The organism is Psychrobacter sp. JCM 18901 (assembly GCF_000586435.1).
Classification (GTDB): Bacteria; Pseudomonadota; Gammaproteobacteria; order Pseudomonadales; family Moraxellaceae; genus Psychrobacter.
The window spans coordinates 1-12,481 of the sequence record NZ_BAWH01000002.1; the positions used below are offsets into that span (position 1 = coordinate 1).

Here is a 12,481-nt window from a genome sequence, read left to right on the forward strand (position 1 = left end):
AATATATAGATAATAAACGTATGGACAGTTAAGGATAAATAATGAAAACGATCTATCATGCAGCAGACTCACGCGGCGATGCCAACCATGGCTGGCTCAAAAGCCGTCATACCTTTAGCTTTGCCAATTACTATAATCCTGAGCGTATGGGCTTCGGGGTGTTACGTGTCATCAATGATGATTTTGTCATTGGTGGTCAAGGGTTTGGCAACCACTCGCACCGTGATATGGAAATTATCAGCATTCCTCTAGCTGGCAAACTTGCGCATGGCGATAGCATCGATAATGAGGGCATGATTGAGACGGGTGAGATCCAAGTCATGTCAGCGGGCACAGGCATCACTCATAGTGAAATGAATGGCAGTCGTGAAGAAGCTGTGAGATTTTTACAAATCTGGGTCATGCCAAATAAAATGAGTGTTGCTCCTCGCTATCAGCAAGTGCACATGGGGACCATCATGACGCCCAATGAATTCAATCAGGTGCTATCACCAAATGCAGATGATGCAGGGGTTTGGATTCATCAAGATGCTTGGTTCAGTATGGGAGAGTTTGATGAAGGCGTGACGCAGACCTACCAACTAAACAATCCTAATAATGGTGTTTATATTTTTGTGATTGCAGGAACAGTCGTGATAGACGGTAACATTTTGTCTACTCGAGATGGCCTTGGGGTTTGGGATACTAAGCACTTCACTATGGAAGTGAAAGAGGCGGCAAAAGTATTGCTGATGGAAGTGCCGCTTTCTATGTAGATCACGGATGAGCGCCGTAGCATCGTTCGTTCGCTCGACTAACCGCATACAGATCAAGAGGTGCCACATGACGATTAGAACTCTAGAGCCACGATCAACGGAGGTTGGTGGTGTTCCTATCGCACGGTTATTACCCAATAAAGGCAAACAACCGATTGGCGCATGGTGCTTTTTGGATCATGCAGGGCCAGCTGAGTTTGCTCAAGATGATTTAGGTGTCCAAGTTGGGCGCCATCCGCATACCAATCTACAGACGTTTAGCTGGATGATTGATGGTGAGATTTTACACAAAGACAGCTTAGGTAGCGAGCAAGTCATTGCCAAAAACCAAGTCAACCTCATGACAGCTGGTACAGGATTGAATCAAGGTATTAGCCATACAGAGCAAAGCGTTTTTTTTGGACAGTGCTGACTCAGATGTTGCTCACTCAAGCGTCACTGCACGTAGTATCAATATGATACAGCTGTGGATTGCTTTACCCACTGACCAGCAGATTGAACGCAGTTTTCATCATTACCCAGAGCTGCCAGCATGGACTGAGGGCAACGTCGAGCTGATTCTGACCACGGGCAGTTACAAATCAGCATCTGGTGAGCACCATCAAGCGCCAACGTTGCAGTACTCAAAGATAGTTGGTATCGATGTACATTTTTTTAGAAGATGGAGATATCACGCTAAATTTGGAGGCGAGCTTTGAGTACGGTATTTTAGTGATTGTCGGTACGCTAGAGTCTGAAGGTCAAGTATACAAGAAAGACCAGTTATTGCGCTTTGATCATGATGACATGATCGACAAGACCTCTATAAAGCTGGTAGCAAACAAGGGCACACGTTTGATGTTCATTGGTGGGGAGCCTCTAAGCAACCAAGTATTACTGTGGTGGAATTTTGTCGCTGACAACAAAGAGGAGCTCAAGCAATCGGTCATTGATTGGAACAATGGTCATGAGCGTTTTGGTGAAGTGGATTCTGATATGCAGCGTCTGGTGGCGCCAGAAGTACCCAAAGGCTTCAAAGGTTAACCACTAATACACAAAATTTATTAACCTATTTTTCAAAGGTAATCATCATCGTTAAGTTTTTTTTACAAAAAATACATGGGGTTTCAGGTAAATTGTTCCGATAATAGCCCACATAAATAAACTGTTTTATAACGACTTGTTGATCACAAGATCGACAAGGTCTATCAACCCAGAGCAAATCATTCCTACAACAATATGGAGAAGTACGATGTCAGAACTAAAAGACTTACAACAATTAGCAGAAAAGCGCCGTTCTATCTATGCACTCAGCGACCAGTTGCCAGTATCTAACGATGAAGTCGTAAAAGCAGTTGAGCATGCTGTCTTGCATACACCATCATCATTTAACTCGCAATCAACGCGTGTCGTTGTGTTATTCGGCGATGATCATCACAAACTATGGGATATGACTGAAGATGTACTACGTGCAATCGTCGGTGATGAAGAAGCGTTTAAATCTACCAAAGACAAAATTGCTGGGTTTAGAGCGGGTGCTGGTACGGTATTGTTCTTTGAAGATAAAGCAGTGGTGAGAGGCATGCAAGAAGCGGCGCCTTTATATGCTGATAATTTCCCAATTTGGGCAACTCAGACCAACGCAATGCATCAATACGTCATCTGGACGGCGCTAGCAAGCATTGATGTCGGTGCGAACTTGCAGCACTATAACCCAGTAATCGACCAGAAAGTCGCGAGCACTTGGAACATCGATGCAGATTGGGAACTAAAAGCGCAAATGGTATTTGGTAAGATTGAGCAGCCAGCAGGCGACAAAGAATTCAAGCCACTTGATGAGCGTATGAAAGTGTTTGGTGCTTAATGTTGTTGTTTGAGAATAGACAACCTATGGCCTTGCTTAGGAGGTTTGCTAAATAAACTACAGAGCACGTAAAAAACGCCACCCAAGCATCGGGTGGCGTTTTTTTTATGAATAAAGGGTAAAGACAGCAAAGCTACATTGGATATTTGCAGAACTGATGCGACAATTTAATGATTATTTACGTTGCATCAAACTGTTGGCGACCCATGCTGGACCGATTAATAAAAACTGTAAATCTTCAAAAAACGAGGGTTTTTTTGCCTTCGATTTTATGACCAATAAACTGACCAATCCAAGCAACAACAAATACTGCCGCCCACGCTTTGAATCCCCATGACATTACCGCCATAACCGACAGACAAATCAGAATAAACAGCCCCATTGCCAAAAATAGCGGCGTCGATAAGCGTATATAAAATAATAAGACTAATGCGCTCAGTACGAGAGTAAACCATACAGACAGCGACATTCCCATCCCCAACAAACTCACAAAAATCGTCGGCACACATAGCCAATGGATTTTCTTATTAATCAGGTTTTGGTGACTGACCGCATACTCACTGAGCCACTGCTCAAGCGTGCGTTTGGATATTTTGGGTTGACGAGACATACTAACCTCCTTGTTAGTAAATGAAATAAGACGCTGACATGCGCTATCAATTTAAATATTAACATGCGCAATTAGTACCAGTTGTAGCACTAATTGCGCGTGTCTGCCATTTTATCTGATAGACGGCACAGTCAATTTCGCTCGTATTGCCAATGCGATATTGGTAAGACTTATCTCAATATCTCAAACGCTTTTTTTCTACAGATGTTGCTATTAACCTCGTTCGCTGCGATGCCACTCATAGAGACCGATAAAGGCGTTTACTTGATACACCATAGTCTGAATAGCAAAGATATAGTTGCCAGACATGAGGTTCACGATGAGCCAGACAAAGTTGACGATGATCCATAACCACCAGTTAAACGAATAACGCAGAATCATCGCTGCCTGAGCGGTAATAGAAAGCACAAAGGCAATCACATTAATCCAAAAGAAAGAGATAAATCCCAAAAACAGACTACTATCATCTTCTACGACCGCATAGCCGTAGCTCGCTAATAAATCATTTATCGTAGGAAAAAGGGCAAGGCCAATGACGATAAATGCAGCGGTGATTAACCAAACAGCTTTACTCGCTGACTTGGGTATCATGTCGCCATCAGGGTCGGTGTGCTTTGACCAATAAAAAATACCGTAAACATGGGTAAAAAAAGTTAAATAGTGGAGCAAGCATTAAGCCTACTGCGCCAGACGTTGCCTGTACGATGACTTCGCCTGCCGTTGCCCCCATACCAAAGCCATTGCCCATGACGTTTTTGCGAAATGATAGCGAGACCACGCAAACCAAACCAATGAACGAGACCGCTAAATAAAACCAATCAAGCGTGGTATGGTCTGTCGTAAGCCAAAAAACCTGCGGATAAGGCAATAACACCGCAAATAAACCAAATAATAATCCATTGCATCGCCCATTTTCCGGTGATGTTGTCCAATAGCTGAATACGCATCGCTTTTCCCCTAAAGTAAATACTGATATCAATATAGTGCTAACTGTCATGTATTAGTTAAATAAAGTGTGCTAGTTAAATAACATGTGCTAATTGAATAAATTATTATAAATATGCTCAGTACAGTTTATGATTTTTTGCCATAGATATATTGATCAATCAATAACAATGCTTGCTGATAGCGAGCGTCATAGTCGGGCTGATCAATCATATGCGGTGCAATATCGTGACGCGCAAAAATATCTATCAAACGCTGCTCAAAGCGTCCACGCGCTTCAGGCGTACCCAAAGATCGCATACCATCATCAATCCATGGCGTATTGTTATCTAGCATAATGGTGTGGTCTAAACGAAACTCATCAATGCAAGCAGCTACAAAAGGATGTGTGCGACCCTCGTATTCTTCACAAAACGCTTGCGTAGTGACAAAGTCAGTATCAACGATGGTGATAGGGGCAGTTGCATTGGCTTTAGCTTCTCGGATTGCCTCAGCATGATCAAGACAAATAGGACCATAATCACTGTACTGTAATCCGACCTCGCTACCACCCAAATCTGTACCGACATACAGACGTCCCATCTCTAGGGCAAAGCTGGCACCATAATAGTTGGCAAGCTTATGGACTAGCGTTGTCTTACCTGAGCTTTCACCGCCGACGATAGCGACAGTCTTGGTATAGTCGGCGCGTGCTTGCGGATGAAGTGCTGACCAATGGGCAACTGGATCACGCGCAATCGCATAAGAATCAAACTCAGACTCAGACTGTAGCGGCGTAGTAACGACTGGCAAAAGCAGCTGCTCTTGTATGTTATTGCGAGTGAGCGGATGGTTGTCCGCCGTAAACAATACAGTCTCTGCTGATAGTGATAGTGCGTCCATTAAGCGTTGTAATTTGGCATTGCTAGCAGCGATATCGATACTGACATCATCACTGGCACTATACAGATGTTCGTGCAGCGGTAGCTCTATCTCATGAGTAGTATGAATATGAATAAATGGCAAGTCGGCACAGGCCATCTGTAGCCAGCGCGCTTTGTCTTGTAAGGTGATGGTAAAATCTGGATGCGGCGATGGATGCGCCATAATAACGATATGCAAGGTTTTGGCTTGTCCTGCTGCATCCAATATGCTGCGCATCTGCCCTAAATGCAGCGGCTCGAAATGTCCAATCATCAATCCAGTGTCGTACATAGTTATCCTTATTATTTTTTTATTCTAATGTCAGTGTTCCATCTCTATTCCAAAAAATACGGTCGATGCTGTCTAAGTTGAATGAGCCAAACTAGACATCTATCAAGATCCAAATCAGAAATCTATTAAGACCCGTAACACTAACCACGTTTCATATTTCTAATGCTCTTCGTAAAGGTGTTTTTAAATAACAGTTGAGCAGTGTTCTAACTTTCATCATAGAATATCTGAAATCTGAGTTGCTTATCAGCATGGTATAAAGGTTTTAAATGATTTGCAGGTGGGTTATTGTAAAAATAAGGTATATCGCACGTACACGGAATCGCACGTTTTTTTAATTGAGGGTTCTTTTAATCGAGTAAACTTGGTTAGCTAAAATATTATTAAGACTATTAAAAGTTTGACTCGATTTCAGCGTTGTAAAGCAAGCTTATCTCTTTGATTAAATTAAAAATAACAAGATACGTGAAGCGAGATTGCAAGGTTATAGCAACAAAGATGATTTTGAAACATTTTGAAATAACTATTTAAAATCAGGGGCTTGCATGGTGCTATGACAGATTAGGGTAAGCTTGAGTAGCATAAACTCACAAAGTACTGCTATACCTTCAACAGATAAATCCTGAATTATTGATATACTGATTCGTAAGTTAGCAAAGCAAGCTAATGTTTTAGCTAAATACGTAAGACAATCAGAAAAATAGAATAAAAAAATAAACAAGAATAGAAAATAGAGAGGTATCTGATTTGGCTAAGTTAGCAAAATTACATCGCTCACCAAACAATCGCATGATAGCAGGTGTGATGGGTGGCATCGCAGAGTATGCTGGTTGGTCGCCAACGTGGGTGAGAGTATTATTCGTAATCATCTCATCGTTGAGCGCAGCAGTACCAGGCATTTTAATTTATATCATCTTATGGATAATTATGCCAAAAGCCAATAGTCAGTCTTATCAATAACAAGAGCCTGATAGTTGTTTTTAAAATTAGGTTTTTTTAAAATTAGGTTTTTTTGAACCAGTTAAAGAGTCGAGTTTAAGTTAGACGTAGTTGCTAAAAATAGTAGACCTCCAAAAAATAAAAAGCCTGATCAATCAGGATGCCCAAGATACAATTTTCCTCCTGCCCGAATGCTAGCGCATTTGGGTATTTTTTTTATTTATTGTATTAGTACGACTTCTATGATGATTTGCCTGAAAATACGCTATACAACTGAGGTTTTGTGCCTACTATGCAAATTTAGTTGATGTAAATATGGATAAAATAGTCAATTTTTAGTAAGGTGAGCAGGCAGATAGAGTCGTTGCCGAATAGGTCGCGCGAGCGCTATCAGAGATTTATTTAATAATACTCATTTCACAGTGGCTTTACTATGAAAACCGAAACTATGACATCCCAAGCGATAACCCCGATGACACAAGATAAAGACTCTCAACCGATGACTTTTCAAGATTTAATCTTAACTTTGCAAAATTATTGGGCCGATAAAGGCTGCGTTGTATTGCAGCCCTACGACATGGAAGTCGGTGCAGGTACTTTTCATACCGCGACGTTTTTGCGCTCGTTAGGTCCTGAGCGTTGGAATGCAGCGTATGTACAGCCGTCACGTCGCCCGACTGATGGGCGCTATGGTGACAACCCAAACCGCTTGCAACACTACTATCAGTTCCAAGTCGTGCTAAAGCCGAATCCACCTAATATCCAAGAGCTATATCTGGACTCGCTACGCGCCATTGGTATTGATCCATTGGTGCATGATGTGCGTTTTGTAGAAGACAACTGGGAATCGCCAACACTTGGTGCGTGGGGATTGGGCTGGGAAATCTGGTTAAACGGTATGGAAGTCACGCAGTTCACCTACTTCCAGCAAGTCGGCGGTATCGAGTGCTTCCCAGTCACTGGCGAAATCACTTACGGACTTGAGCGCTTAGCCATGTATGTACAGGGTGTCGATAGCGTTTATGATTTGGTCTGGGCAGACGGTGAGTTTGGCCGTGTCACGTATGGCGATGTCTTTCATCAAAACGAAGTCGAACAGTCCACCTACAACTTTGAGCACGCTGATGTGCCAATGATGGGTGAGATGTTTGACTTTTATGAGCAACAGGCCGACAAGTTGGTTGAGGCAGGATTGCCGTTGCCAGCTTATGAGATGGTATTAAAAGCATCTCATGCCTTTAACTTGCTTGATGCACGCGGCGCTATTTCAGTGACTGAGCGTCAGCGTTTTATCCTACGTGTGCGTACACTTGCTCGTAAGGTTGCTTTTGGTTATGTCGAAGCTCGTGCCAAACTGGGCTTCCCGTTGGCTGATGAAGAGCATCGCCAAGCCGCGCTCGATAAGTATTTACCAAAAGAAGACGTGGCAGCAGACGACATAACAAGAAAAACTACTGACACTAACCAATCTACTAACGATAAATAGGAGCATCCCATGAGTACTATTCTATTTGAACTGGGGTGTGAAGAGCTACCTCCAAAAAGCCTAAAACCATTACGTGATGCACTACAAGCCAGTGTTACTGAGCAATTAACTGCAGCAGATATCACCTTTGATAGTATCAAAGCTTTTGCTGCTCCGCGACGTTTGGCAATTCAGATTCAAGGTATTAGCGATAAGCAGCCTGATCGTACTGAGCAAAAACGCGGACCAGCGATTAAAGCGGCATTCGATGCAGAGGGCAATCCAACACGTGCAGCCATGGGTTTTGCCAAAGGTTTGGGTATTGAAGCTAGCGAGCTTACGACGATTAATACCGATAAAGGTGACTATGTCGGTTTTGAGCAGACTATCCGTGGTCAAGCGACCACTGAGCTACTGCCTGCTATTTTCCAAACTGCGCTAGATAATCTGCCGATTGCTAAGCGCATGCGCTCAGGTGCTAGCCGCAACGAGTTTGTACGTCCAGTACAGTGGGCAGTATTGATGCAGGATGATACTGTCATCGATACCACTATCCAAGGTCATCAGACTGGTACGCAAACACGTGGTCATCGCTTCCACAGCCCTGATTATCACAATATTGCTCATGCTAATGATTATGAAGAATTACTAAGTGGTTTAAAAGTGGTGGCAGATTTTGATAAGCGTCAAATGCTGATCAAAAATCAAGTTAAAACATTGGCAGATGAAGTTAATTCTGATGCCATCGTACCGCAAGATTTGCTAGACGAAGTAACCGCATTGGTCGATTTTCCAATTGCACTACGAGCAAACTTTGAGGCGCGCTTCTTACAAGTGCCACAAGAAGCGCTTATCTCGACCATGCAAGCGGATCAAAAGTATTTTTGCTTGACGGATAAGAATGGCAAGCTGCAGCCGTATTTCATTTTTATTACCAATATTGAATCAAAAGATCCTAACCAGATTATCGAAGGTAATGAAAAAGTTGTGCGTCCACGTTTGGCTGATGCAGAGTTTTTCTTCTTACAAGATCAAAAGCAGCCATTGTTTGCACTCACAGAAAGCCTAAAAATCGCGTATTCCAAGACAAACTGGGTACGATTTGGGAGAAATCTGAGCGTATTGCCAAGCTTGCTGCGTTTATCGCTACATTGATGCAGCAGCAAGGTCACGATATCAATGTTGATGAAACCGTACGTGCGGGTATTTTGTCTAAAGCAGATTTGGCCAGCTCGCTTGTCGGCGAATACCCTGAATTGCAAGGTATCGCAGGCACGTATTATGCGCGTCTAAATGATGAACCTGAAGCGGTCGCCGCTAGTTAGAAGAGCAGTATCTGCCTAAGTTCAGTGGCGATGTACTACCACAGACACCGATTGGCATTTGCTTAGCGTTAGCTGATCGTTTGGATACATTGGTTGGTATTTTTGCGATTGATCAAGCACCGACGGGTTCAAAGGATCCGTTTAGCTTACGTCGTTCTGCTATTGGTATTCTACGTATTTTGATCGAAAAGCAGTTGCCGATTAACCTGGTAGCGCTCGTTGAGCAAGCGATTAAAGGCTATAGCGATGCTGAAGGTAGCAAGATCGCCAAAATGGGTGATACTTTTACCCAAGTCATGGCATTCTTAAACTCGCGCTACCGTGCGATGTATACGGAGCAGGGCGTTAGTGTCGATACGATTCAAGCAGTGCAAGCGATTAACCCACATATGCCGCTTGATTTTGATCAGCGTATCCGTGCAGTGCAAGCATTTAGCGAGCTGTCACAAGCGTCGATGTTGGCTGATTCAAACAAACGTGTTGCTAATATATTGGCCAAGTCAGAAGTGAGCGTTGCTGATACAGTCGATGAAGCGCTACTGTCTGAATCTGCTGAGCAAAATTTATATGCGAATGTGCAGCAAGCACAGACAGTGGTACAACCATTGCTTGAGCAAGCGGACTATACGCAAGTATTGCAAACGCTGGCTAGCTTAGATGAGCCGCTGACACAGTTCTTTGATCAAGTAATGGTCAACAGTGAAGATGCTGCGCTTAAAAAAAATCGCTTGGCATTGCTAAAGCAGGTTCGTGCCTTGTTCTTGACGGTAGCTGATATCAGTGAGCTACAGCTGTAACTCTGCTAAAAGCTAATTGTTACTTTAACCTGATTGTTGCTTTAACCTGATTGTTGCTTTAACCTGATTGTTGCTTTAACTTGACTATTACTTTTGATAAAAAAACCTGGCTTATCATGGCCAGGTTTTTTGTTATACAGTTGACTAATTTGTTGGTAGGTTTATCTAGTGGATATAACCAGTCTGTTAACGCAATCAGCAATTAAACGGTAAAGGCATTGTATTATCGCTATTATTGACGGTAAAATTTATGCTATCAAAACGTATTAAATAACCTTATTTAGTAGATTTCGTTATTTCTTGCGTTTACCCGTAATCGAAGGAGCACTGCCGTGTTTGCTGTTATTCTCGTCATCCTTATTATTTGGGCTTCAATGTGGGCTTTTTATAAGTTTATGTACACGTGCGCCTAAAAGCATGATGCCAAAAGAAGGGGATGTGACCACACCACGTCAGTGTAATTTCTGTGGCAACAGCTTGGCTGAATATCGCGGCGTACTTGAAACCAAATCAAGTACAGCTATCGATGGCGAAGCGAACCAAGAGTTGTTCTTTTGCAATTATGAACATCAGGCAGACTTTCATGCAGGCAAGACCCACACGCCTTATGCATAAATAAATGATTGACCATAAAAAAAAGCGCCTAACTTTATTAACTAGGCGCTTATATGTTTAATACAATACGATGCATCTACAGAATAGAATGAGCATCCTTCATAATTTTATTGAGCAATGCCTCAGACTGTTTGTCTTTCTGCAAGCGATCTTCATCACTTCTTTGATTGGCATGGATTTTTTCATACAAGTTTAAGCAGCACAGTACCAGTATGCTTTCTTGACTGAGGCTTGGCGCGTCTCTTTTTAGATCGAGCGCATAGTTGTTGATATACGAAACCGCTGACAGTAGCTCTTCTTGCTCATGTACTGGACAAAAGATTGGATAAGTAACCCCAGCAATCGCAATATCGACTTTCTTGATTTGTGGTTCTGGCGCTTTAGGTGTTTTGGTATTAGATTGTGCCATGGCGCTTGATATATTTGATGCTGCTGGTGCTGTTTTTTGCGCTGGCGCACTTGTTACTGGTGCACTTGGTGCTTGAGTATTTTTTTGATTGTTTTTCTATCGATTTGCTTTGGTCATCGGTCATGATAAATCCTACAATGTCTGGTCAGTGAAATGAGTGATATCAGATTTTACAAATAGCATTTGGCAGTTGAATAAACAGTACGTCTTTGCTATCTGCTACAAGAATGCGTTAGCCTTCTGCTTGATCGATACGAGTTAGGCGTTGTAATACGACTTGCGTACGCTCGGCTGCCAATTGGTTCTTCTTTTGTAGTTCACTGTTTTGTTGTTTGATATCGCTATACTGCTGCTTTAGCTCGTTATTGTGTTGTTGCAGCTCGCTGTTTTGTTGTTGTAATTGGCTGATCTGTTTTTGCAGTTTGTCTTGTTCTTCACCGATCATATGGTGCGCTTCTGCAAGACTTTGATAGCGCTTGTCGAGATCGTTCAGTTGTTTTTTTGGCACCGTCACGTTCGTTATGACTGTTATCTAGTTTAGTTTTTAGGGCGGCAAATTCTTTTGAATCAGTAACAGGGTGTTGTTTTAAGCTGCTAAGTTCAGCACTGACAAGCTGATACTGTTTTTTGATGTCGAGTACCATTTTTTTCTAATATTCTAAGTTGATCATACATAGTCAGTTTTTATCCTTAACAAGTAAGCGTGAATGAATTTTGTTCGCTGCATTTAATAATGCCATAGGTGACCGCATAATATCTATATCAACAAAGTAATTACAAGCATCAGGCTTTGTCTTTTCACTTTTATTTATCGATAATTTGTCCATGACATTTTATCGCGACTATTTTTATTTTATGAGCAGTAATCAATTACTAGGACATCTATTATGAATGATAATATCTCTGGCTGGAATACTTGGCTGACTGCGTTTGATGATTGGACTGACGTGTCTATCAGCGAAGTGCATGGCATGATGACAGGGCTTATGACGGCCTGTAATGCACCTGACGAAGCAACTTGGGCTAAGGTGTTTGAAGAGCTTAGCTTTGCTCCATTACCAGAGCCTGCATTGACCTTGCTGACAGAAGAAGCGGAAGACATCGTGTTTCAGCTAAAAGACAAAGATGATGCCTACGCGTATATGCCGCTCATCCCAGATGATGAACATGATTTATACGAGCGCGTGATGGCGTTGAAACAGTGGGCAAACGGTTTTATGACCGGTTTTGGTATTACTGATTGTGGTTTGACCAGTGAAGAAAACGAGATGCTATCTGATTTGGCTAAGATTGGCGCAATTCGTCTCGAAGATGATGAAGATTTTGAAGGTGGGGAAGGGTCTTATCTTTATATCTATGAATTTGCTCGTATGGTACCCGTAAGTTTTGCCACGCGTAAGCGTAAGGCTGTCAAAGATATCGCGCTCATCGCTGGTTTGTCTATCGATGCCAAAACAACTAAAGAGCTACAGGCAGAAGGTAAGTTACCAAACCAATGCCGCCAGTGGTTGATGTGATGAATCATAACAATCCATCATAAGGCAGCTCTGACACATCATAGTTCTGAAAATTGTAGTAAGGATA

At 42.4% G+C, this 12,481-nt stretch carries 11 protein-coding genes and 4 pseudogenes; 10 read left to right on the forward strand and 5 right to left on the reverse strand.

The genetic code is table 11. From position 1 onward, the window contains the following. Positions 1-41 precede the first annotated feature (41 nt). The 5 genes from TT11_RS02595 to TT11_RS02615 all read left to right on the forward strand — a co-directional run bounded on the left by TT11_RS02595 (position 42) and on the right by TT11_RS02615 (position 2,598). Positions 42-755: a pirin family protein gene (locus TT11_RS02595; protein WP_261868985.1), complete on the forward strand. Its 714-nt coding sequence runs from the start codon at positions 42-44 to the stop codon at positions 753-755. A 67-nt stretch (positions 756-822) separates the two neighbouring features. Further along, a complete protein-coding gene (locus tag TT11_RS02600; protein WP_261868986.1) occupies positions 823-1,167 on the forward strand; it encodes a pirin family protein in 345 nt (114 codons plus the stop codon). Further along, on the forward strand, positions 1,154-1,453 hold the full coding sequence (locus tag TT11_RS02605) for a hypothetical protein (protein ID WP_261868987.1): 300 nt from the start codon (positions 1,154-1,156) through the stop codon (positions 1,451-1,453). Before TT11_RS02600 ends, TT11_RS02605 begins: the two co-directional genes overlap by 14 nt. After that, complete coding sequence (locus TT11_RS02610) at positions 1,398-1,778, forward strand: pirin-like C-terminal cupin domain-containing protein (RefSeq protein ID WP_261868988.1); 381 nt, start codon at positions 1,398-1,400, stop codon at positions 1,776-1,778. Before TT11_RS02605 ends, TT11_RS02610 begins: the two co-directional genes overlap by 56 nt. A 208-nt stretch (positions 1,779-1,986) precedes the next feature. Next, a complete protein-coding gene (locus tag TT11_RS02615; RefSeq protein ID WP_261868989.1) occupies positions 1,987-2,598 on the forward strand; it encodes a nitroreductase family protein in 612 nt (203 codons plus the stop codon). Between the two features lie 174 nt (positions 2,599-2,772). On the opposite strand, the pseudogene TT11_RS02620 reads toward TT11_RS02615, so the two are convergent. From TT11_RS02620 to nadR, 3 genes and pseudogenes are all read right to left on the reverse strand, one after another. After that, positions 2,773-3,208 (reverse strand): annotated as a pseudogene (locus TT11_RS02620) (DUF962 domain-containing protein). Between the two features lie 213 nt (positions 3,209-3,421). After that, a pseudogene (pnuC, locus tag TT11_RS16910) lies at positions 3,422-4,155 on the reverse strand (nicotinamide riboside transporter PnuC). A gap of 127 nt (positions 4,156-4,282) precedes the next feature. Then, a complete protein-coding gene (gene nadR, locus TT11_RS02635; RefSeq protein ID WP_261868992.1) occupies positions 4,283-5,347 on the reverse strand; it encodes a multifunctional transcriptional regulator/nicotinamide-nucleotide adenylyltransferase/ribosylnicotinamide kinase NadR in 1,065 nt (354 codons plus the stop codon). Positions 5,348-6,094: 747 nt separating this feature from the next. Between nadR and TT11_RS02640 the strand changes: the two genes are divergently transcribed. The 4 genes and pseudogenes from TT11_RS02640 (at position 6,095) to TT11_RS02655 (ending at position 10,488) form a co-directional block, all read left to right on the forward strand. Beyond that, positions 6,095-6,307 carry a PspC domain-containing protein gene (locus tag TT11_RS02640; RefSeq protein WP_057761485.1) on the forward strand — a complete coding sequence of 71 codons (213 nt, stop codon included), beginning with the start codon at positions 6,095-6,097 and terminating at the stop codon, positions 6,305-6,307. A gap of 478 nt (positions 6,308-6,785) precedes the next feature. Beyond that, positions 6,786-7,772, forward strand: coding sequence for a glycine--tRNA ligase subunit alpha (gene glyQ, locus TT11_RS02645; RefSeq protein ID WP_261869101.1), 987 nt, complete (start codon positions 6,786-6,788; stop codon positions 7,770-7,772). Positions 7,773-7,781: 9 nt separating this feature from the next. Beyond that, positions 7,782-9,873 (forward strand): annotated as a pseudogene (gene glyS, locus TT11_RS02650) (glycine--tRNA ligase subunit beta). Between the two features lie 420 nt (positions 9,874-10,293). After that, positions 10,294-10,488, forward strand: coding sequence for a hypothetical protein (locus tag TT11_RS02655; protein ID WP_370587759.1), 195 nt, complete (start codon positions 10,294-10,296; stop codon positions 10,486-10,488). A 76-nt stretch (positions 10,489-10,564) separates the two neighbouring features. Here TT11_RS02655 and TT11_RS02660 read toward each other — a convergent pair whose 3' ends face one another. Further along, a complete protein-coding gene (locus tag TT11_RS02660) occupies positions 10,565-10,897 on the reverse strand; it encodes a cell division protein ZapA (RefSeq protein ID WP_261868993.1) in 333 nt (110 codons plus the stop codon). Positions 10,898-11,129: 232 nt separating this feature from the next. Next, positions 11,130-11,405, reverse strand: coding sequence for a hypothetical protein (locus tag TT11_RS02665; RefSeq protein ID WP_261862945.1), 276 nt, complete (start codon positions 11,403-11,405; stop codon positions 11,130-11,132). A gap of 379 nt (positions 11,406-11,784) precedes the next feature. Between TT11_RS02665 and TT11_RS02670 the strand changes: the two are divergent. Continuing rightward, a pseudogene (locus tag TT11_RS02670) lies at positions 11,785-12,437 on the forward strand (UPF0149 family protein). Positions 12,438-12,481 lie beyond the last annotated feature (44 nt).

Excerpts from the sequence above, each read along its gene's own strand:
- TT11_RS02595 (WP_261868985.1), top strand. The coding sequence starts at position 42 with ATGAAAACGATCTATCATGCAGCAGACTCACGCGGCGATGCCAACCAT.
- TT11_RS02600 (WP_261868986.1), top strand. The coding sequence starts at position 823 with ATGACGATTAGAACTCTAGAGCCACGATCAACGGAGGTTGGTGGTGTT.
- TT11_RS02610 (WP_261868988.1), top strand. The coding sequence starts at position 1,398 with ATGTACATTTTTTTAGAAGATGGAGATATCACGCTAAATTTGGAGGCG.
- TT11_RS02615 (WP_261868989.1), top strand. The coding sequence starts at position 1,987 with ATGTCAGAACTAAAAGACTTACAACAATTAGCAGAAAAGCGCCGTTCT.
- nadR (WP_261868992.1), bottom strand. The coding sequence starts at position 5,347 with ATGTACGACACTGGATTGATGATTGGACATTTCGAGCCGCTGCATTTA.
- glyQ (WP_261869101.1), top strand. The coding sequence starts at position 6,786 with ATGACTTTTCAAGATTTAATCTTAACTTTGCAAAATTATTGGGCCGAT.
- TT11_RS02655 (WP_370587759.1), top strand. The coding sequence starts at position 10,294 with ATGCCAAAAGAAGGGGATGTGACCACACCACGTCAGTGTAATTTCTGT.
- TT11_RS02660 (WP_261868993.1), bottom strand. The coding sequence starts at position 10,897 with ATGGCACAATCTAATACCAAAACACCTAAAGCGCCAGAACCACAAATC.